Source organism: Delftia tsuruhatensis (genome assembly GCF_903815225.1).
Lineage (GTDB): Bacteria > Pseudomonadota > Gammaproteobacteria > Burkholderiales > Burkholderiaceae_C > Comamonas > Comamonas tsuruhatensis_A.
This window is the reverse complement of sequence record NZ_LR813084.1, coordinates 2,806,623-2,825,656: the sequence shown is the minus strand read 5'-3', so window position 1 is coordinate 2,825,656 and position 19,034 is coordinate 2,806,623. Positions and strand designations below refer to the sequence as shown.

20 protein-coding genes are annotated in these 19,034 nt (G+C 63.0%); 14 read left to right on the top strand and 6 right to left on the bottom strand.

The genetic code is table 11. The annotated features are described in order from the left end of the window. Window positions 1–15 precede the first annotated feature (15 nt). The 3 genes from L1Z78_RS12815 (at window position 16) to L1Z78_RS12805 (ending at window position 2,724) form a co-directional block, all read left to right on the top strand. Window positions 16–744 (top strand): SURF1 family protein, encoded by a 729-nt coding sequence (locus L1Z78_RS12815; protein WP_234642158.1) that lies wholly within the window; start codon window positions 16–18, stop codon window positions 742–744. A 115-nt stretch (window positions 745–859) separates the two neighbouring features. After that, the gene (locus L1Z78_RS12810; protein ID WP_234641863.1) at window positions 860–2,161 is read left to right on the top strand and encodes an ATP-binding protein; all 1,302 of its coding nucleotides are present in this window, start codon (window positions 860–862) and stop codon (window positions 2,159–2,161) included. A gap of 26 nt (window positions 2,162–2,187) precedes the next feature. Beyond that, entirely contained in the window at window positions 2,188–2,724 is a 537-nt protein-coding gene (locus L1Z78_RS12805) for a response regulator transcription factor (RefSeq protein ID WP_234641862.1), read from the top strand. Window positions 2,725–2,787: 63 nt separating this feature from the next. Here the strand turns inward: L1Z78_RS12805 and cyoE are convergent, their stop codons facing one another. Both cyoE and L1Z78_RS12795 read right to left on the bottom strand, forming a co-directional pair. Then, window positions 2,788–3,693 (bottom strand): heme o synthase, encoded by a 906-nt coding sequence (cyoE, locus tag L1Z78_RS12800; RefSeq protein WP_234641861.1) that lies wholly within the window; start codon window positions 3,691–3,693, stop codon window positions 2,788–2,790. Then, window positions 3,690–4,856: a COX15/CtaA family protein gene (locus L1Z78_RS12795; protein WP_234641860.1), complete on the bottom strand. Its 1,167-nt coding sequence runs from the start codon at window positions 4,854–4,856 to the stop codon at window positions 3,690–3,692. The genes cyoE and L1Z78_RS12795 overlap by 4 nt, the downstream gene beginning before the upstream one ends. A gap of 621 nt (window positions 4,857–5,477) precedes the next feature. Between L1Z78_RS12795 and L1Z78_RS12790 the strand changes: the two genes are divergently transcribed. Continuing rightward, window positions 5,478–5,699: a hypothetical protein gene (locus L1Z78_RS12790; RefSeq protein ID WP_234641859.1), complete on the top strand. Its 222-nt coding sequence runs from the start codon at window positions 5,478–5,480 to the stop codon at window positions 5,697–5,699. Window positions 5,700–5,845: 146 nt separating this feature from the next. Here L1Z78_RS12790 and L1Z78_RS12785 read toward each other — a convergent pair whose 3' ends face one another. Beyond that, window positions 5,846–6,508 carry a glutathione S-transferase family protein gene (locus L1Z78_RS12785; RefSeq protein WP_234641858.1) on the bottom strand — a complete coding sequence of 221 codons (663 nt, stop codon included), beginning with the start codon at window positions 6,506–6,508 and terminating at the stop codon, window positions 5,846–5,848. Further along, entirely contained in the window at window positions 6,505–6,951 is a 447-nt protein-coding gene (locus L1Z78_RS12780) for a DoxX family protein (protein ID WP_234641857.1), read from the bottom strand. Before L1Z78_RS12780 ends, L1Z78_RS12785 begins: the two co-directional genes overlap by 4 nt. A 105-nt stretch (window positions 6,952–7,056) precedes the next feature. Between L1Z78_RS12780 and L1Z78_RS12775 the strand changes: the two genes are divergently transcribed. Together L1Z78_RS12775 and L1Z78_RS12770 are read left to right on the top strand one after the other, a co-directional pair. Next, window positions 7,057–7,935: a LysR family transcriptional regulator gene (locus L1Z78_RS12775; RefSeq protein WP_234641856.1), complete on the top strand. Its 879-nt coding sequence runs from the start codon at window positions 7,057–7,059 to the stop codon at window positions 7,933–7,935. A 347-nt stretch (window positions 7,936–8,282) separates the two neighbouring features. Further along, on the top strand, window positions 8,283–8,771 hold the full coding sequence (locus L1Z78_RS12770; protein WP_234641855.1) for a thermonuclease family protein: 489 nt from the start codon (window positions 8,283–8,285) through the stop codon (window positions 8,769–8,771). Here the strand turns inward: L1Z78_RS12770 and L1Z78_RS12765 are convergent. Further along, window positions 8,749–9,486, bottom strand: a complete 738-nt coding sequence (locus L1Z78_RS12765; RefSeq protein WP_234641854.1) for an SOS response-associated peptidase — start codon at window positions 9,484–9,486, stop codon at window positions 8,749–8,751. The two genes, L1Z78_RS12770 and L1Z78_RS12765, sit on opposite strands and share 23 nt — an antisense overlap. 131 nt (window positions 9,487–9,617) lie before the next feature. On the opposite strand from L1Z78_RS12765, the gene L1Z78_RS12760 reads away from it, so the two are divergent. From L1Z78_RS12760 to L1Z78_RS12725, 8 genes are all read left to right on the top strand, one after another. Continuing rightward, window positions 9,618–9,983, top strand: coding sequence for a hypothetical protein (locus L1Z78_RS12760; RefSeq protein WP_234641853.1), 366 nt, complete (start codon window positions 9,618–9,620; stop codon window positions 9,981–9,983). Further along, a complete protein-coding gene (locus L1Z78_RS12755) occupies window positions 9,952–10,218 on the top strand; it encodes a hypothetical protein (RefSeq protein WP_234641852.1) in 267 nt (88 codons plus the stop codon). The genes L1Z78_RS12760 and L1Z78_RS12755 overlap by 32 nt, the downstream gene beginning before the upstream one ends. Before the next feature lie 534 nt (window positions 10,219–10,752). After that, complete coding sequence (locus L1Z78_RS12750) at window positions 10,753–11,409, top strand: hypothetical protein (protein WP_234641851.1); 657 nt, start codon at window positions 10,753–10,755, stop codon at window positions 11,407–11,409. Beyond that, a complete protein-coding gene (locus L1Z78_RS12745) occupies window positions 11,399–12,601 on the top strand; it encodes an MFS transporter (protein ID WP_234641850.1) in 1,203 nt (400 codons plus the stop codon). The genes L1Z78_RS12750 and L1Z78_RS12745 overlap by 11 nt, the downstream gene beginning before the upstream one ends. A gap of 43 nt (window positions 12,602–12,644) precedes the next feature. Then, window positions 12,645–13,406: an AraC family transcriptional regulator gene (locus L1Z78_RS12740; RefSeq protein WP_234641849.1), complete on the top strand. Its 762-nt coding sequence runs from the start codon at window positions 12,645–12,647 to the stop codon at window positions 13,404–13,406. A 45-nt stretch (window positions 13,407–13,451) separates the two neighbouring features. Beyond that, complete coding sequence (locus L1Z78_RS12735; protein WP_234641848.1) at window positions 13,452–15,143, top strand: FAD-dependent oxidoreductase; 1,692 nt, start codon at window positions 13,452–13,454, stop codon at window positions 15,141–15,143. Window positions 15,144–15,160: 17 nt separating this feature from the next. After that, complete coding sequence (locus tag L1Z78_RS12730) at window positions 15,161–16,147, top strand: tripartite tricarboxylate transporter substrate-binding protein (RefSeq protein WP_234641847.1); 987 nt, start codon at window positions 15,161–15,163, stop codon at window positions 16,145–16,147. A 52-nt stretch (window positions 16,148–16,199) separates the two neighbouring features. Beyond that, the gene (locus L1Z78_RS12725; RefSeq protein WP_234641846.1) at window positions 16,200–16,973 is read left to right on the top strand and encodes an SDR family NAD(P)-dependent oxidoreductase; all 774 of its coding nucleotides are present in this window, start codon (window positions 16,200–16,202) and stop codon (window positions 16,971–16,973) included. Here the strand turns inward: L1Z78_RS12725 and mobH are convergent. Next, a complete protein-coding gene (gene mobH, locus L1Z78_RS12720) occupies window positions 16,963–18,771 on the bottom strand; it encodes a MobH family relaxase (RefSeq protein WP_234641845.1) in 1,809 nt (602 codons plus the stop codon). The genes L1Z78_RS12725 and mobH overlap by 11 nt on opposite strands. Between the last annotated feature and the right edge of the window lie 263 nt (window positions 18,772–19,034).

Genomic DNA, 19,034 nt, shown 5'->3' with positions numbered 1-19,034 from the left:
GCACTTGCACAGGCGATGCTCATCTCGGTGGGCATCGCCTTGTTTTTGGGCTTCATCCTCCTGGGCAGCTGGCAGGTGCAGCGGCGCGCCTGGAAACTGGATCTGATCGAACGCGTCGACCAGCGCGTGCACGCCGCCCCCTCCGCCCTGCCGCCGGTGGCCGAATGGCCGGACATCACGGCGGCCGGCCACGAATACCGCGCCGTACGGGCCAGCGGACACTGGCTTGCCGACAAGACCGTGCTGACCCAGGCCGTGACCGAGCTGGGCGCAGGCTTCTGGGTTCTCACGCCTTTGCAACTGGACGATGGCAGCCAGGTGCTGATCAACCGGGGCTTCGTTCCCGCCGAGCAACGCGCCCGTTGGCAGACGCAGTCTCCCGAGGCCGCGCCCGCACGGGACAGCGTCGCGGTGGCCGGCCTGCTGCGCCTGAGCGAGCCACGCGGCGGCTTCCTGCGCGAGAACGACCCCGCGCAGCAGCGCTGGTTCTCGCGCGATGTGGCAGCCATTGCTCAGGCCCAGGGCCTGGACCATGCAGCCCCCTACTTCATCGACGCAGGCCTGCCGGGTCAGCCCGTGGCAGACGGCACCTGGCCGCGCCCGGGGATGACCGTGATCCGCTTCCCCAACAGCCACCTGGTCTATGCGCTGACCTGGTACGGGCTGGCGCTGATGGTGGTCGGTGCCGCTTGGCTGGTCAGGCGCAATGACCGACAGGCAAGCAGCAAGCCCGTAAAGCCGTAAAGCCGTCGCTGCAAGCAACAGGGCCGCCGATGACATCGGTGGCCTTCTTTTTACGCCAGTCCTCTACAAGACCCTGCCGCGCCACGGCTGCCTGCGGTAGCGCACAATCGCCGGCGTGAATTCGCCTTCAGAGTCCCTGTTCCGCGTCGAACGCACCACGGAACGCCAGAACATGCAGCTGCTGATACAGCTGCGCTGGTTCGCCGTGGTCGGGCAGGTGATCACCATCTCCCTGGTGCACTACGGCTTCGGCATCCACCTGCCGCTGCCGGCCATGGCCCTGGTGCTGCTGGCCACCGTCTTCACGAACCTGGGCTACATCTACTGGTATCGCAGCCACCGCCGCCACATCTCCGCGCGCAACCTGTTCCTGGCCCTGCTGGCCGATGTGCTCGCCCTGGCCATACAGCTGTATCTCAGCGGCGGTGCCAGCAACCCGTTCATCTACCTGTTCCTGCTGCAGGGCATCCTGGGCGCGGTGCTGCTCCGGCCAGTGCATGCCTGGATCATCGTCGCCACCACCTCGCTGTGCACCCTGGTGCTGGCCATCGTGCACTGGCCCCTGCCCATAGGCACGGCCGGTCCCGATGGGCTGCCCGGCCTGTATGTGAGTGGCGTGCTGATCAGCTTCGGACTGACCACGGTGCTGCTGGTCGTCTTCCTTCGCCGCATCGTCACCAACCTGCGCCGGCGCGACGCGCGGCTGGCCGACATGCGCCAGCGCGCGAGCGAGAAAGAGCACATCGTGCGCATGGGCCTGCTGGCCACAGGTGCCGCCCACGAGCTGGGCACGCCCCTGTCCACCATGTCCGTCATCCTCGGCGACTGGCAGCGCATGCCGGCCGTCACGCACGAGCCCGATCTGCTGGCCGACCTCCAGGAGATGCAGCAGCAACTGCTGCGCTGCAAGTCCATCGTCTCCAGCGTGCTGATGTCGGCCGGCGAGACCCGCGCCGATGCACCGCAGGCCACCACGCTGCGCACCTTCATGGATGGCGTGGTCGCGCACTGGCAGTCGCGCCATACCGTCGAGCACTTCGACTACATCCAGGCCGGGGAGGACTTTCCCATCCTGTCCGATACCGCGCTTCAGCAAATGGTTTGCAATGTGCTCGACAATGCGGCCGAGGCCTCCCCCGGCCATGTCGCGCTGCACCTGTCCGTGCGCACCGGCATGCTGTGCATCGCAGTGCGTGACAAGGGTCCCGGCTTTGCCCCCATGGTGCTGGAGCAACTGGGCCAGCGCCATGTGTCCACCAAGACGGGACGACCAGGCCGAGGCCTGGGCCTGTTCCTGGTGCTCAACGTGGCCCGCTCGCTGGGCGGGCGTGTCCAGGTGCGCAACCTCACACCACGCGGCAGCGAGGTGGAAATCCGCCTGCCCCTGTCATCGATTGCCATAGAAACCGGCGCCTGAAGCGGCGCCTACAGACCCACCCCTCCATGGAAAGCTCCCGCCTCCTGCTGCTGGTTGAAGACGATGTGACCTTCGCACGCACGCTGACCCGCTCCTTCGAGCGACGCGGCTACCGCGTCCTGCAGGCCGCCAGCGCCGAGGAGGTGCGCGAGCTGCTGCAATCGCACAACCCGCAATACGCGGTCATGGACCTCAAGCTGGCCGGCAATGCCTCAGGCCTGAGCTGTGTGCAGATGCTGCACCGGCACAACCCCCAGGCACTGATCGTGGTGCTTACGGGCTACGCCAGCATCGCCACGGCCGTGGAGGCCGTCAAGCTCGGCGCCTGCCACTACCTGGCCAAGCCATCGAACACCGACGACATCGAGGCCGCCTTCGGCCGCCTCGAAGGCCGCACCGATGTGGAGCTGTCACGCAACCCCACCTCCATCAAGACACTGGAGTGGGAGCACATCCACGAGACCCTGGCCGAGAGCGACTTCAACATCTCCGAAGCCGCGCGCCGCCTGGGCATGCACCGTCGCACGCTGGCACGCAAGCTGGAAAAGCGCCAGATCAAGTAGGCAGCACCGCCAAAAGGAAACCGGGCTCCAGGCCCGGTTTTCTACATCATGTGGCGCCCGGCCTCAGCCCAGCCACAGGTAATGGTCCACCAGCAGCGCCAGGAACAGCAGGCTCAGGTGGACCAGCGAGAAGCGAAAGGTCTTGCGCGACAGCTGGTCCGAATAATTGCGCCACAGCGCGAACGCATAGCCGCAAAAGCCCACGCTCAGCGCAACGGCCACCACCAGGTACAGCCAGGAACTCATGCCGTACATGAAGGGCAGCATGCAGGCGGCAAACAGGATAAGGGTGTACAGCAGGATCTGCAGCCTCGTGTACTTGCTTCCATGGGTCACGGGCAGCATGGGCAGGCCAGACTGGCGGTAGTCCTCCACACGGTACAGCGCCAGCGCCCAGAAATGCGGGGGCGTCCACAGGAAGATGATCAGGAACAGGATCAGCGCCTCGGGCCCGACCTGGCCCGTCATCGCGGCCCAGCCCAGCACGGGCGGCATGGCGCCAGAGGCCCCGCCGATCACGATGTTCTGCGGCGTTGCCGGCTTCAGGATCACGGTGTAGATCACGGCATAGCCGACGAAGGTCGCCAGCGTCAGCCACATGGTCAGCGGATTCGTGCACAGCAGCAGCACCAGCGCCCCCAGCGTGCACAGGATGGCGGAGAAGGCCAGGGCCTGCTGGCTGGTCAATTCGCCACGCGCCGTGGGCCGCCAGGCAGTACGCTTCATGCGCGCATCGATGTGGCGCTCCACCAGGCAGTTGAAGGCAGCCGCAGCACCCGCCACCAGCCAGATGCCCAGACAGGCCAGCGCCATGTGCAGCCACTGGTCGGCATTGGGCCATCCGGGCACGGCCAGCACCATCCCGATCAGGGCACAGAACACGATCAGCTGCACCACGCGCGGCTTGGTCAGGGCATAGAACTGTGTCCAGCGCGAAGGCTCGACACTCAGGGTCGCTTGTTTACTCATGCAATCTCTCCACGGACGACCGGCATGCCGGCCCGCAGCGCGGCCGGGCGGCTCGCCGCCAGGCCCCAAACAATCACGGTCACCAGCGCCGCAGCGCCGCCCGTATGCAGTACCGCGGCCACCAGCGGCCAATCGAGCACCACGTTCGACAGGCCTGTCAGCACCTGCAACACCAGGAAAATTCCCAGCAGACGGCGCTGTGCCGCCAGGCCCGGCACATCACCGAGCCGCCACCACAGCCCTGCCAGGGCCACCACCACCACATAGGCTGCCAGGCGGTGCAGGTAGTGGATCGCCGTCAACCCCGCAAAACTGATGTGGCTGCCATCCTGCAACAGGCCCAGAGGACGCCAGATCTGCAGCGCCTGCGAAAAATCCATCTCCGGCCACCAGCTGCCCTGGCAGGTCGGGAAACTGCTGCAGGCCAGCACCGCATAGTTGGTGCTGACCCAGCCGCCCAGCGCCACCTGCAGCACCAGCAGGCCCAGCGCCAGCCACAGCAAGGCACGCAGCCCGCTGGGAATGGCGACCGTCTGCTGCCGGCGCGCGGCCAGGCCCAGCCCCACGGCGGGTACGCACAGCAGGGCCAGCAGGCCGGTCCCCCCCAGCAGGTGCAGCGTCACGATGGCCGGGAACAGCTTCATCGTCACCGTCCATGCGCCGAAGGCACCCTGCAGGCAGACCCAGAACAGCGCGATTGTTGGCCACCAGGGGCTGAGGGCACCGCGCGGTCGGTTCGCCCCCAGGCCGCGCGCACGGCGCCAGGTCATGATGGTCATCGCGATGATCAGCACGCCCACCGTGGTGGCCAGATAACGGTGGATCATCTCGATCCAGGCCTTGCCATGCGTCACCGGCCCCGTGGGCATGGCCGCCTGGGCTTCGGCAATCTGCGCACGGGCGCCCACCGGGCTGGCGCTGCCATAGCAACCCGGCCAGTCGGGACAACCCAGCCCGGAATCGGTCAGACGCGTGAAAGCACCGAACAGGACCAGATCGAAGGTCAGAAACAGCGTCAGAACCGACAGGGCCTGAAGGCGCTTGAGCGATCCCGCATCACGGTTGCGCAGCCAGACCCAGGCCAATGGACCCAGCGCCAGCAAAAGCCCCAGCAGCATCAGCTCCAGCATGGGTGCCAGGTCATACAACGCCTGCCCGCTCACGCCGGCTGCCCCCCGCGCTCCGCACTGCGCCGCACAGGCCCGCGCCTGGGCATGCCGCAGGGCAATGCCGCGGGCGCATCCGGTTGGCGACAGCAGATCTTCATAGTGAGAACAGTTTGAATCGAAGGCCCAGCCCCTTGCGCGAGATTGGATCGCAGGCCGGGCCACCAGAAAATCAGGACATGCACCCAGAGCCGCCACAAGGCCGTGGCCCGCATGCGCAGGGCCCGCTTGCGGGCCCGGTCACTGCAACTTTCAGAGCAGCATGTCTTTGATATGAAACAATTCTACTTGGCCCCGAACCGGTTACGCGCGCCCGCAAGCAGTTCCCCTAGGGTGCCGCCAGCTTCTTCTGGCTGGATCGTGGCGGCTCCCAGCGCAGTTGTCCGCAACGGCAACAGGCAGACGGGTCAGACCGGAAAAAAGCGACCCACCGCATGCGCCGGCTGCCACGGCTCCTTTCAGGCAGGCGCTCAGATTTGCTCAGATTCGCTCCCCTGAAATTGCATAGATTGGCCTCTGCAGCCGCGGTGAAGGCAGCCAGCGCCCAACTGCCCCGCATGGCTGCACAGCAACCCTGCCCGGCAACGGCCCAAGGCAGGACAGGAGACGGGAGAAGCCATGATTGCAGGAGGCACCTGGACAGTGCTCGATGGCCAAGGCCGGGAAATCGGCCGTGTCGAAGGCGACTCATTCGTACGCTGCGGCCCCCAACTGCTCTATCGACTGCAAGGGCCGGAGCTGTACTCGATGCAGGCCCCCGACAAGCTCCTGGCCTTCATCGAAGGCGGCCAGGCACGCACGAGAAACGGCCGGATCTTCCTGCAGTTCCGAGCCGGCTGACGCTGCGCCGCCCTGCCGGCGGGTTCGGAACGCCATATTGAGCTGGAACCAGGGACAGCACGGACAGCTGCCGCAAAGTTATCGAACGCAGGACAGCTCAGGCCACCGCGGCGTTCGCAACGGCAGAGAACGAGCCCGGGACCTGCCTAGATACAGGCCGACAGCGCCGACCCTCGCTTGATCAGGAACTGCTTCAGGCGCAGCCCATACTCGGGCGCGACAGCCATCTGGACCGAGGGGCGTGCCTTCAGCAGCGCACGCCACGCCATGGTTCGGTTGAGGTTGGCGAAGAATCCGAAGTCCTGGATGTCCTCAAACACATCGAAATACCGGAAGACCGGGCCGAAGGTCGCATCGACGATGCTGAAATCCGATCCCCCGAAGTACCCCGCTTGATCGTGCCGATGCTGCTCCAACTGCTCCAGACGGTTGCGCAGATCTCGCGTCCTGGCCTGCAATGCCGGCGCATCCGGTGCGTTGTAGAACGCGGCGATGGCGTTGAGCATGGCCGAACCGAACTCGATCCAGGCACGGTGCTGCGCCCGCAGCAAAGGCTCCTGCGGATGCAACCTGGGCGCGATCGTGTCGTCCAGGTACTCGCAGATCACGGCGGACTCGAAGAGCGCCGTCCCGTCCACCAGCAGCACGGGCGTCTTGCCCAGGGGAGAAACCTTGAGAAACCAGTCCGGCTTGTTGCCAAGATCGATGTCCCTGCGCTCAAACCTCACCCCTTTCTCCGCCAAAACAATCGCGGCGCGTTGTACATAGGGGCAAAGCTCATGGCTGATCAGGGCCAGTGGCGTGCTCATGACATTCCTTTCGGCGCGGCATGCTGCAAGGTCAGCCAACTGGCACGGCGCAAAGACCAGGCCCCATCGCCCAGCAGCCACAGCGACAGGGATGTGACGATGAGGAAAACGGGATATTCCCAGCCGCCGCCCGTATTCGTGTGCAGCCAGCCGTTGGGCACATGCACCCAGGCAGCGACTGCTATGACCGGCACCAGCAGCAGGGCCGCCTGGCGCGCATAGATGCCCAGCACCAGCGCCAGCCCGCCGATCAACTCCACCGCGAACACCGGGTAGGCAGTAAAACCAGGCAACCCTACGCTGCGGAAAAATTCAGCCGTGCCAGGCAGCGAGAAGACCACCCACTTGAGCAAAGCGTGTGCGATCCACATGATGCCCAGCGCAATGCGCAGCAGCAATATTCCGTAATCCGCGCCGTCATGCCGTCTTCTGCTGTGTTCCATGGTCATCTGCTTGCGAGTGTTGGAGCGCCTACGTTATCGTTGCAAAAACCATCCTGGAATAGGCACTGTCGCATGGCGGCATTGCAGTCTTGCAACGGTACGCTCATGACGAGTCTCTACAAACTCAGCGCCGACGATCTGGAAGTCGTTCTGACCCTGACCCGCTTCAACACCTTGTCGTCGGCGGCCGAGCGCCTGGGTTGTGATGGCTCCACGGTCTTCCGCAGCCTGCAACGGATCGAGCGCGGCATGCAGCAGCGCCTCTTCGCGCGTTCGCGTACCGGCTACCTGCCGACCGAACTGGCGTTGTCCTTGATCGAGCATGCCGAGCAGATCGAGGCCCAGATGGAGGCAGCGCGCTCGGTGGCGCAGACCACCTCGACAGGCGTGGCGGGTACGGTGCGAATCTCGACCACCGATACCCTGCTGCGAGGGCTGGTCGTGCCGGCATTGCAGCCGCTGGAAGCCCTGCATCCTCAACTGGTGTTCGAGCTGCATGCCAGCAATGAACTCACCAGTCTTGCACGCCGCGACGCCGATATCGCCGTTCGCGCCACCCGACGACCGCCTGCCGATCTGGTTGGAAAAAAGGTCGGCCCCATACAAGTGGCGCTGTTCGCGGCCAAGCGACGCACCCAGCAAATTCGCTACGAGGATGTGGAGCGGGGCAGCGTGCGCTGGATTTGCCCCGATGACGCCCTGCCTGATCACCCCTCCGTCCTCTGGCGCAAAAAACACTTCCCCAAGGCGGCGATTCACTACAAGGTCAACAGCTTTCTGTCCGTGCTCGACCTGGTGGCGCTCGGCCTGGGTGTGGGCATGCTGCCGGTATTTCTGGCCCGTGGACGCGCCGACGTGGTGCAAATTTCCGAGCCCATCGAGGCTTGCGAGACGGAGCTGTGGTTGCTCACCCATCGCGAGTCGCGCCACCTGCGGCGCGTCGCCACCGTCTTCAGACACCTGAGCACAGCGTTGGAACTGTGACGTGTTCATTGCGAGCGCTGGTGGCTTTCAGCAACTTTCCGTGCACGGCGGCTTCAGCGAGATATCAATCACGACAACCACTTGCACTGTTCCTTGGACGCTCCTGGCCGCCCGTGGATTGCATGCTTGGAGCGGGAAACGAGACTACCATTAACCATCCAACCCGTTGATTGAAAAGAAAAAATTTTGGTTCGCCCAACAGGTTTGGACACCATTTTGGACCACTTCGGCACCCTAGGCAAGGTCGGCATTGTTAACACTCCCTGGCTGCGCGCAGAGGCTCAAATTAGGCGGAAACTGCGCCTCGGAATCTTGATTGCGCAACCCAGCATGCCCATCATCTTCGGATGATTGCAGCAACTCTCTTGTGTCTCATCGTCGGTGTCTCTGACGGCGACACCCTCACTGCGCGTTGTGGCGAGCCTGGCCAATATCAACAGGTCAAGGTGCGCCTGGGTGGCATCGACGCCCCCGAGGAACGGCAGCCGTTCGGTGCGCGCTCGCGGCAAGCGCTGAGCGATCTGACCTTTGGGCAAATGGCGGAGCTACGGTGCAACAAGATTGATCGGTACAAGCGCCATGTCTGTGCCGTGTGGGTCGCTCCGTCTTCCGCGCCAGAAGGGCCGCGCACCCTGGATGCCGGCCATGCGTTGCTGACACTCGGCCTTGCATGGTGGTACAGAGCGTATGCGCGTGAGCAGTCGGCACAGGAGCGCGGGCAGTACGCGTTTTCCGAGCAGGAGGCGAAGGCCAAAGGTGTTGGCCTGTGGGCCGATCCCGCGCCAGTACCGCCCTGGGAGTGGCGCAAGGCGCTCAGGACGCGGGACCAGCGCTGAAGACGGCCGCTGGCGCCACACGTAGCAGTTGGGTGGCTTCGGATAGGGTGCCTGCCAGCCATTGATCGACATCATCCTGGGCAATGGGGATGACGCTGCGTTTGTCTTGCTGCTCCAGGGGCAGAGGCTTCTTGGTGCTGGGGTCTAGGACGTTCTTGTGCATCTTGCCCATCAGTTCGTGGCCATCGGCGTTGATGGTCAGCATCGAATATGACTCGTAGAGCTGGCCGCTGGCGCGGTCTTCCCACTGCGCCCAGATTCCCGCAAGGCCCCAGGGCTGGCCGTCCGCGCTTGTGAAGCGCCACCATTGGCAGCGGCTGAACGGCTGGTCGTACGGCCCCCAGTAGGGTTCATCGAAGCTGGAGGCGGGGATGATGCAGCGCTGCCCGCGCTTCCAGACGTCACGGAAGCTGACCTTGTTTGCCAGCTCCTCGGATCGTGCGTTGTTCATTGCGTAGCGCTGGCGGGGTTCTTTGGCGTAGAACGGGATCAGCCCCCATTGCCCGGCCACGAGTTCGCGCGAGTAGCCTGGGTCATCCCTGTGGCGGCGGATGAACACCCCTGTTCCACCGGGAAACACTGCTTCATCCCACCAGCGGTTGGGCGCTTGCCGGCCTACGTGCCAAGCGCGCTCGATCTCAATCGCGCGCGGGGTGGTGTACCTGTTGCAGATGACAGTCTCCTGAAGATGACCCGCCAACACAGTCGGAAGCACATCTTAGTTCCTAGGACTAGTCTTATTTGCTGTATATTTATCCAGTGTTCTGCGAAATCATCCAACTGCGTCGTGCTGGCCTCAGGCTGGCGCCCAAGGACTGGCCCAGCCCCGTCGCCGGAGACCTACGCATGCTGTACTGGGATGGGCGCCGGAACTCTTTGCGGCGCACCCTGCGCGAGTACTCGTTGTGGGTCAAGGAAAGCACACAGCTCATCCCTCGGCTGCGGCTGATCGACCCCATGCCGATCGACATCCTCGGGGATGCGATGCTTTGGCGTGGCATGTGCTCTGTTTATGCGCAGGAGGGCCTGTGCGAGTTCGAGCAACTCTGGCTCCTGCGCCCTCGCGCCGATCTGGAAGGCCCGCCGCTGCCACCCTTTGACGTTGAAAAATTTGCTCCGCAGTTGCCTGAGCTTGTGCCGCCGCGAGGTCAAGCGACGCCGATCAGCCAGTCGGCGTTGGATGAGCAAAGCGGTCGCGCGATTCGCCGCTGAAGGTCTGAAGGACAACGATATGAGTACAGGGTTGAACGTTGAGCCGACCTCAACGCTGCTGAACCTACCGCAGTGGTTTGGACTGCCGGAAGTGAAAATCTTGCCGGGGCTACCCGAGCATTACCAGATTGAGCAGGTGCTACCGGATTGGTTCGTCGTGAAAGACTCGGCTGGCGATTGCGTCTATAGCGGTATCGGCCCAGTCTCTATCGAGCGCGCCCCAGTGCCGTTCTGATCATCCGTCGTGCGACGCACTGCGCCTTTGCCTGGCGATGAAGATCACCGACCGTAGGCCGCGGCTGGCCCCCGGTAAATTTGCTGTATCTCAACCTCTTTGCCACTGATTAGGTCGCAAGTCATAGGGTGCGCTCCCTCACCCTGTGCATTGTGTTTTGATTTTCCGACTTGACGCATTTATACATATCCGTACTTGAATGTCGGTATTGTTATTTTTCCTTGAAATAATTCCATGTCAATTAGCGATGAAAAGTGTCGGTGCGTCGATAGATTTTCTGCAATTGATTGATGTTATTTAGGTTTTTTATTTATATAAGCAATCTCGGGTTACGTTCCTTGAAGGGTAAGGTTGCTGGTATAAATATATGTATTTTTATAGCATAAATTTAATACATAAGATTGTTCCTCATATTAAGGCGATCAGTCTGGTTGCAGATCAATAAATGGTTTTTGGCTTTTATTTACTGCTAAGTTTTCTGCGCTGCTGGTGTACCGCTGTCAGCGTTCATTAATATGATGCAGGTAGATCGCCATGGAAAACAAAGGTGCTAAAGGCTTATTTGGATTTTCTGAAAAACAATCTATAGATTATGAGCAATCCACTGATTTTAAAGACTATTTTATTAAGAGACTAGCCACTCTCTGCGACGATTCACCCGGTTTAACCTGTAGTGCGGATGTCGCGAAACGAGCAGGCATTGCCAAGGAAGTGGTGCATTGCATTTCTTTTGAAGCAGCGTGTGAGGCGGTTAAGCGCGGTGAAGCGGATGCACTGCTAGTTCCTGGGGCCTATCCACGACTTAATGCTTTTATTATGGATGCGGATTTGGATGCCTTTTATGTATTTATCATGCGAATTCCTGGGCTGGTGCTGGCCGTGCCACCCGGTCAAGAAGATACGGATTTTCAAATCCTATATCATCATCCCGCGGTCACGCCCTTATTATCGGAAATCAAAGTTTCATGGCGGGATGCGCAACATGTTGTGTCGAACGTACAAGCCTGTCGTTTAGTGATCGACTCGAAGCGTCCAGCAGTTTGTATTACCAATACACTGTGTGCTGATTATTACCATTTGCATACTTTGGCCGAGCTACGCACTGGCATATTGATGCCGTGGATTTGTTTTGAGAAACATTCAGTGATCGCTAAAGACGCGCCCTCTCTGGATACTGCGCATGCGGTCTGATGATTCCCCAAAAAAGGTGAAACCCAATACGGCAAATCAGCAACCCTCTCAATTAGGGTTGATTATTGGCGTCGTGGCCATCGGTGTCGAAGGGCTGTTGTTGTCGCCGATTCTTGACGATGTGGCCACGGCATTCGCTATGGGCTCGACACAAGTCGGCTGGGCGGTAGCGGTGTATGGGCTGAGCCTGGCCGTAACCGCGCCGGCTGTTGGTTTCCTTGGCAATCGTGTGCCGCGCAAAAACACGATGCTCTGTGGACTTTGGCTGTTTGTGTGTGCCGGGCTGCTGTGTGCGTTCTCCCTGGGTTTTTGGCAACTGCTCCTCGGACGGGCGTTGTGCGGCGCGGCGGCCGGGGCATTTCTGCCCGCCTGCTACGCGTTCGTGGGAGACAGCACGGCCTACGCGGACCGTGGGCGCGCAATGGGGCGGGTCATGGCGGGTTGGTCCATCGCCCTGATTGCCGGCATTCCCCTGAGCAGTGTGATCGCGCAGGTTTGGGGCTGGCGTTCGAGCTTTGTGGTGGTCGCGGCCTTGGGTGCGCTGGCCGCCTGCTTGGTCGCACGTCTGGGTCAGGAGTCCGTGTCGTCATCAGACGCCACCTTGCCCGCGGGCGCCGCTTTGCTGGCACAGATGTGCGCCAGCACCGCCCCCAAATTGCTGGCGGTGAATTTTTTCAACATGTTGAGTTTCTACGGCGTCTACACCTACCTCGGTCTCACGGTGCGCGAGCGGCTGGGCGTGGGTAGCGGGTGGGCAGGTTTTTTTGTGCTGTGCTACGGCCTGGGTCTGTTGCTCGCCACACTGAACGCTCGGCTGATTGACCGTGTTGGTAAAGGCAAGGTGTCGTTGTGGGCGTTGGTGCTGTTGGCGGGCGTGCTGCTGGCGCTCGACTCCGCGACGCATCACCCCGCGCTGTTGGCCTTGTGCATGCTGGCCTGGGGCACATTGCAGGGCTTGGTGCAGACCAGCACGGCGACCTTGGTTTCGCAAACGGCGCAACGCGCCAGGGGTTTCACTATGGCTTGTCTGAGCTGCACGACCTATCTTGCAGTGGCGGTGGGCTCAGCGGTGGGCGCCTGGACATTGGCTGGCTACGGGTTTGGGGCGCTCACGTTGTCGGCAACCTTGTGCGGGGCGCTGGCGTGCTTGCTGTTGTGGAGCACGCTGAGAACGCCTGGAATGGAGTCTTAGGCTGGCCAACGGCCGAGCCAGGTGGCGCGGTGAAAGGGACGTAATGGGCAACGTGTTCTGGTGTGATGTCGCGCAGCAAGACTTTCGCTTGAAGCCGCACTTTCACGATACCTACGCCTTTGGCTTCATCGACCACGGCACGAGCCGCTACGACTGCGGCGCGCACCGCTTGGAGACCAATCCATCCACGGCCTTTCTGATCAACCCCGGCGAGGTCCATTCAGCGTTTCCGGCCAGTGACGTACCGATCTCATACACCACGTTCCACGTGCCCGTGGACTATGTTCGCCAATTGACCGGGGCCGCTTTTGATCGGGCATTCACCAGCTACGTGAACGCCAACCCGCTGCTGCTCTCGGCCATGCGCGAAGCCGCCGCCTGTTTCGGTACGCACGAGCAAGAGCTGGCGGTGGAAAGCATGCTGGCGCAGGTGCTGCCCGAGTTCATCGGCGATAGGCCGCTGGTTGCCACGGCCGGCTTGCACATACCGGGGCTCAAACGTGCGCGGGAGTTGCTGGACAGCGACGACAACGTGACGTTGCTGGAATTGGCCGAGGCTGCACACATGGAACGTGCGCATTTCATCCGCCAGTTTCGGCGCTACTTTGGCCTGCCGCCCCATCAGATGCGCCTGCAAATGCGCGTGATCGCGGCGCGCAAGCGCCTGTTCGCCGGTGAGCCAGGAGGGCATGTCGCGACAGCAACTGGCTTCAGTGATCAGAGTCACCTGATTCGCAGCTGGCGCGCCATCTATGCGGCGGCTCCGTCGCAGATGAAGAAAGTCACTATTGTTCAATACGACTGAGTAGGCGCTGCCTACAGTGAACCCAGTGTTCACCGTAGGAGCCCCATGTTCAATCCGGCTGAAAAATTCGATGTGATCGTTGTCGGGTCGGGCGCCAGTGGCCTGACCGCGGCGCTGACCGCCGCGCGCCTGGGCGCCAAGGTTTGCCTGTTGGAGCGCGACGCTGTGCTCGGCGGGACCACGGCGCTGTCGGGCGGCTGGATGTGGATACCCAACAACCACTTGGCCCGCGAACTGGGGCGTGCCGACTCCCTGGAGGACGCGCGGGCCTACCTACAGGCCGAGTGCGGCGCCTATTTCGACGAGGCGCGGGTTGAGGCGTTTCTGCGCCATGGACCACGGATGCTGGAGTACTTGGCCCGCGAAGTCGGCATCGAGTTGCTCCTGGGCGAATTCCCGGACTATCACCCGCTGGTTGCGGGCAGCAGCGCGGGGGCGCGCAGCCTTTGCGCGGCGCCCTTCGACGCCAAACAACTGGGTACGGACCGCAAGCTATTGCGCCCTCCTCTACGGACCATGACCCTGTTTGGCTTGCCCGTGATGGCCGGCAAAGACCTGCACCACTTCTACAACGCCACCCGCTCCTGGCGTTCGGCGAGCTACGTGGTGCAGCGGCTGTTGCGCTACGGCCATGATCTGCTGCGCTACGGCGCCAACACCCGGCTGGTCAACGGCACCGCGCTGGTCGCCCATCTGTACCGCGCCGCACGGGCCGCTGGAGTGGACATTCGCGTGAGCACCCCGGTGACCGGGCTTGTGCAGGAGGCCAGCCGGGTCAGCGGGGTGCGGGTCGCGGGGCAAGCTGGGACCCTGCTGGCAGAACGCGGGGTCATTCTGGCCTGCGGTGGTTTCTCCCACGACGCCAACCGCCGCCAATTGCTTTATCCGCACGAGCGCATGACCCCTGGCCACTATTCGCCGGTGCCCGCCAGCATAGACGGCGCGGGGATGCGCCTGGCCGTCGAGGCAAGCGGCGTATTGGAGGACAACTACCCCCACGCCGCCGCTTGGGCGCCGGTTTCGTTGGTGCCCCAGGGCGATGGAGGCACAGAGCTGTTCGTGCATTTTGTCGACCGCCCCAAACCGGGCTTTATCGCCGTCACCCGCGCTGGCCACCGCTTCGTCAATGAAGCGAACTCCTACCACGACTTCATCGCTGCGCTGCTCTCACTCTCACCCGAGCCAGGGACCGAAGCGTTCTTGCTGTGTGATCACCCGACGTTACGCAAGTACGGCATGGGCGCGGTGAAGCCCGCACCGTTCCCTATTCGCAAATGGCTGCGCAATGGCTACCTGCAACAAGCCAATACCCTCGGCGAGCTGGCCCGCCGCTTGGGTATCGACGGCGCCGCCTTGGACGACACGGTGCAGCACTACAACTTGGGCGCGATAGAGGGCCGCGACCGGCAATTCGGCAAGGGCGAAAACGTCTACAACCGCTATCTCGGAGATCCACAACATCAGCCAAACCCGAACGTCGGGCCGCTGCGCACACCACCGTACTACGCGGTGCGCCTGGTTCCCGGCGACCTCGGCACCTACGCCACGCTGCGTACCGATGCGCGAGCGCGCGTGCTGCGCGCCGAAGGCACGGCAGTGGATGGCCTCTATGCAGTGGGCAACGACATGGCTTCGATCATGGGCGGGGCTTACCCCGGTCCGGGCATCACCCTGGGGCCGGGTATGACCTTCGGCTTTATCGCCGCGCACGACGCCATCACCCCAGACCCACACTGAAAAAAGGAGACCTTGCTATGTCGCTCACCCGCCGTCTATTGCTGCAAAGCATTGCCAGCTCGCTGGCCCTGAGCCTGGCCAGTGCCCAAGCACGCGCGCTATCACCCAATGATGCCGTGCGCGTGCTGGCCGGTTTTCCCGCGGGGGGCTCGGTCGATCTTGTCAGTCGGCGTGTGGCCGATGGCATGCTGGGGCGCTTCGGCAAAGTGCAAACGGTGGAGAACCGCGCCGGCGCTGGCGGTCGTCTGGCGATCGAAGCGCTGCGGCAAGCCGCGCCGGATGGTCGCACCTACCTGGTGTGCCCATCGGGGATGTTCACCGTGTACCCGCATATCTACCCGAGCCTGAACTACAGCCTCAACGACGTGACGCCGGTGGGCACGCTGTGCAACTTCGGCTATGCCTGGGCGATTGGCCCCGGCGTACCGGCCTCGGTGCAGTCTTTGGCCGACTACGTGCGCTGGCTGAAGGGCGCGCGCGAGCGGCAGGTCTACGCCTCGCCAGCTCTCGGGTCGCAGGCGCACTTCATCGGCAGCTTGTTCGCCAACGCTGTGGGCCTGCCGATGACCCATGTCGGCTATCGTGGTTCGGCCCCGGCGATCCAGGACTTGCTCGGCGGGCAGGTTCCCGCGCTCAGCACCACCTTGCCCGATTTGCTTGGCTATCTGCGTGACCCCCGCATGCGGGTGCTGGCGGTGGTCGCCAAGCAACGTTCGCCGTTTATGCCGGGCGTGCCAACCTTTGGCGAACAGGGGTTTGCCGCGCTTGAGATTGAGCCCGACTACCTGGCCGTATTCCTGCCCCGTGCGGCCTCCGGCGAACTGGTGCAGCAGCTCGCCCAGGCGCTGCGCGAAGCGTTGCAGGTCGAGCAACTCCAGCAGGGGTTGCGCGCCTTGGGGCAAGAACCCGGCTGGAAGGATGCCACGGCCTGCACCGCCGATTTGCAGCGCGACCTCGCGCGCTGGGCGCCGATCGTCAAGGCCACCGGCTTCGTGGCCGAGTAGCTCAACCCCTCTCCCTTACTGCGTTCTCAACCCTGACCTGAAAGGTCCAACCATGAACTCCTCAAGCGAAAAAAATGCCCTGGTCATCGGCGGCGCGTCCGGCATTGGCCTGGCGGTCACCGAGCGCCTGCAAGCGGCCGGCCACCGGGTCCGCGTGGCCGACCTCAACGCCGCGCAGCTGAGCCAGCTTGGCCAGCGCTTGGGCTGCGAGACGGTGCCGCTCGACGTGCGCCAACCCGAACAAGTGGCCCAGACCATCGCGTGGGCCGCGCGCGACGGCGCCCTGGATATCGCCATCAACTGTGCGGGGATCGAGGGCGAGATCGATTTTCTGGTGCATCAAGACGACGAAATGCTCAAGCGGGTCATGGATACCAACAGCCTGGGACTGCTCTATGCGCTGAAGTACGAAATGCGCCAAATGATGCGCCAGGGCCATGGGCTGATCTGCTCGGTCGCGTCGATCTACGGCCTGTCGGGGCAAACCCGCTGGGCGGCTTACTGCGCATCCAAACATGCGGTGGTGGGGGCGACCAAGGCGGCGGCCCTGGAAGTGGCGCACCTGGGCATCCGGGTCAATGCGGTGGCGCCGGGGCCGATCCTCACGCCCCTCCTGGAGCGCGCCACGGGCGGCGATATCCAGCGCCCGGCGAACTATGTGCCAATGCGCAGTCTGGGGGCCGCGAACGACATTGCCCAAGCGATTACCTGGCTATGTTCTGAAGAGGCGCGCTACGTGACTGGCGCAGTGCTGTCGGTGGATGGCGGGGTCTGCGCACAAACCTCGACCACCCCGGATTTTTCCCAAAGCCAGTTCAGGCTTTGAGGCTCAAGTACGGATTGTTGTGGGCCGGCAGCTCGATGCCCAATGCTTTGGACTCATCGAGCAGATAGCCATGCACGCGCCGCGATTTCCTTGGACCCGTGACTTCACAGGTCCAGATATTCAGGCCATTAGGCTGCTTGCGGTGCAAGCGCAGTTTCTCAAAGCGCTTTTGCACCCATTGCCAGTCCGCCAACTGCTCCTGCTTAGCCTGCATGGCGAGGTGCGGGTGCTCTTGGGCATAGCGCTGGAACAGCCCAGGGCTGACCAAAAACAGCGTGTCCGCCACCGTATGCAGCAACGCCTTGGCATCGTTGAGGATCAACCGGCGCGTTTGCAGGGCCAGGGCCAACCACTGCACAAAGTGCTCATCCACAAACGGCTCGGCATGGGGCTCACCCCCCTCGGCGGCCTGGGCTTCGGCAACCGGAGGGCGCGGCGCTGGCGTCAAGCAAGGCTCCGACGGCGCTTGCGCTAACCGATCAGGTGCCCGCTCAAACATCGCCAGTAGATCGTCCACCAGGGCATCAGGCGCTCGGTCGGGCTTGGGCGGCGATCCAGGCTCCCCCGTGACCAACGGCCATGCGGCGCGCTCTTCTACAGGCGCGCCGAGCGGGCTGGGCTGGGCCATCGGCGCTTCAGCGACTGGATCGCTAGCGGTGTCCACAGTGACCACCCCGTTGAAGGCTTCGGGCCGCTCGTCGGCCGCCCAAATCAATGCTGGCGACAGCTTCAGCAGGGTAAAGCCATGGGACCAGCCGGCGTCGCTGACGATGGTGCAGCGCCAGATGGCTTTGCCATCCGGCGTGGGCTGCACCATCCCGTGGTCTTGCAACACATTGAACAGCGTCGTGTTGCTCGACGGGATACCGTCGCTCCCCTGGCCCAGCAGATGAGCGCGCAGCTTGTCGGCCACGGTCTTGCTCACCAGCCACAGGGCGTCTTGAGTCAGCCAGCCGTCCGAGGGGCCGGCCTGGTTCAACTTGAGTTCCGTCTTCAGCAAATGGCGCAGGCCATCGATCAGTTTGCGCTGCAACGCCTGCTTGGGCGCCGCCAGCGCGCGCGTGGGGTCACCGCCCAACGCCTGGGCCACGGAGGCGCGGTCGGCCTGCACCACCAGTTCCCCCAGCAGCCCAGCATGCTCGTACTGCCCGGCCAACACGTAGAGCAAAGATGCCCACAGGGCCGGATAGCGGCATAGCCAGTCGAGGATTTGGCGATCCAGCAGTTGGGTGTACAGGAGCCCCGTTGCCGCACCGTGTAGCCGGTATTCGCGATCTTCACGGTAGCGGAATCGATAGGGCTGACGCAGTGGACCGTGCCACGGGTGCCAGAGGTGGCCATCGGCACCTTCAACATGCAGATCGACCGCCAGCTTGCCAATGTCGTGCAGCAGCGCGGCATAGGCGGCGGCGGCCGTCCAGGCTTCGGCTTGCTCGGCTTGATCTTCTGCGGTCGCGCCGACCGGGAACAAGTGTGACTGACGCAACTTGAGCGCGTACGCGACGATTTCTAGGCCATGGTCGAGCATGCCGCCGTGGTAGGCGTGGTGGTGGCTTTCCGAGGCGGGAAACTGCTGCACCAGCTCAGCGTAGCGCTCCAGAGGGGCGCCGTATAGCCCGGCGAATTGCTGGCGGGACAGCGAAGTACGCTGCCAGATGTGTTCCAGCAAGCGCTTGCGCTGCGGCGTAGCTAGCAAGGTTGCGGCCGTCTCGGCAGGGATCAGGCCGTGGTCAAGGTCGGCCGGCTCAGGTGGCAAGGCGGGAATAGCGGACTTTTTAGCAAAAAACAGTTTGAACATGTGAACCCCAGCACACCTTGCGGTGGCCAGTCGCTTTATTCTTGGGGTGTTCCCCTCCTTCGTCCTTTATGGACGCCAAGCGTCACGCTGGCTTGGATCAATGCGTCAGGAGTGGTGGCCCGATTCGATGGCCGCTACCCACCCGCATGACCATATGCGGCTGCTGAATTTTTGATTGCCCCAGCATGTGCCTTATGCAATCCTGCGCACGCGCCGCTTAATCGGCGCCGGGTGTGAGAACCCGATCAGAAGACTGTGGAGCG

Excerpts from the sequence above, each read along its gene's own strand:
- L1Z78_RS12750 (WP_234641851.1), top strand. The coding sequence starts at position 10,753 with ATGGAAAACAAAGGTGCTAAAGGCTTATTTGGATTTTCTGAAAAACAA.
- L1Z78_RS12805 (WP_234641862.1), top strand. The coding sequence starts at position 2,188 with ATGGAAAGCTCCCGCCTCCTGCTGCTGGTTGAAGACGATGTGACCTTC.
- cyoE (WP_234641861.1), bottom strand. The coding sequence starts at position 3,693 with ATGAGTAAACAAGCGACCCTGAGTGTCGAGCCTTCGCGCTGGACACAG.
- L1Z78_RS12735 (WP_234641848.1), top strand. The coding sequence starts at position 13,452 with ATGTTCAATCCGGCTGAAAAATTCGATGTGATCGTTGTCGGGTCGGGC.
- L1Z78_RS12760 (WP_234641853.1), top strand. The coding sequence starts at position 9,618 with ATGCTGTACTGGGATGGGCGCCGGAACTCTTTGCGGCGCACCCTGCGC.
- L1Z78_RS12775 (WP_234641856.1), top strand. The coding sequence starts at position 7,057 with ATGACGAGTCTCTACAAACTCAGCGCCGACGATCTGGAAGTCGTTCTG.
- L1Z78_RS12790 (WP_234641859.1), top strand. The coding sequence starts at position 5,478 with ATGATTGCAGGAGGCACCTGGACAGTGCTCGATGGCCAAGGCCGGGAA.
- L1Z78_RS12785 (WP_234641858.1), bottom strand. The coding sequence starts at position 6,508 with ATGAGCACGCCACTGGCCCTGATCAGCCATGAGCTTTGCCCCTATGTA.
- L1Z78_RS12755 (WP_234641852.1), top strand. The coding sequence starts at position 9,952 with ATGAGCAAAGCGGTCGCGCGATTCGCCGCTGAAGGTCTGAAGGACAAC.
- L1Z78_RS12780 (WP_234641857.1), bottom strand. The coding sequence starts at position 6,951 with ATGGAACACAGCAGAAGACGGCATGACGGCGCGGATTACGGAATATTG.
- L1Z78_RS12730 (WP_234641847.1), top strand. The coding sequence starts at position 15,161 with ATGTCGCTCACCCGCCGTCTATTGCTGCAAAGCATTGCCAGCTCGCTG.
- mobH (WP_234641845.1), bottom strand. The coding sequence starts at position 18,771 with ATGTTCAAACTGTTTTTTGCTAAAAAGTCCGCTATTCCCGCCTTGCCA.
- L1Z78_RS12770 (WP_234641855.1), top strand. The coding sequence starts at position 8,283 with ATGATTGCAGCAACTCTCTTGTGTCTCATCGTCGGTGTCTCTGACGGC.
- L1Z78_RS12740 (WP_234641849.1), top strand. The coding sequence starts at position 12,645 with ATGGGCAACGTGTTCTGGTGTGATGTCGCGCAGCAAGACTTTCGCTTG.
- L1Z78_RS12745 (WP_234641850.1), top strand. The coding sequence starts at position 11,399 with ATGCGGTCTGATGATTCCCCAAAAAAGGTGAAACCCAATACGGCAAAT.
- L1Z78_RS12815 (WP_234642158.1), top strand. The coding sequence starts at position 16 with ATGCTCATCTCGGTGGGCATCGCCTTGTTTTTGGGCTTCATCCTCCTG.
- L1Z78_RS12725 (WP_234641846.1), top strand. The coding sequence starts at position 16,200 with ATGAACTCCTCAAGCGAAAAAAATGCCCTGGTCATCGGCGGCGCGTCC.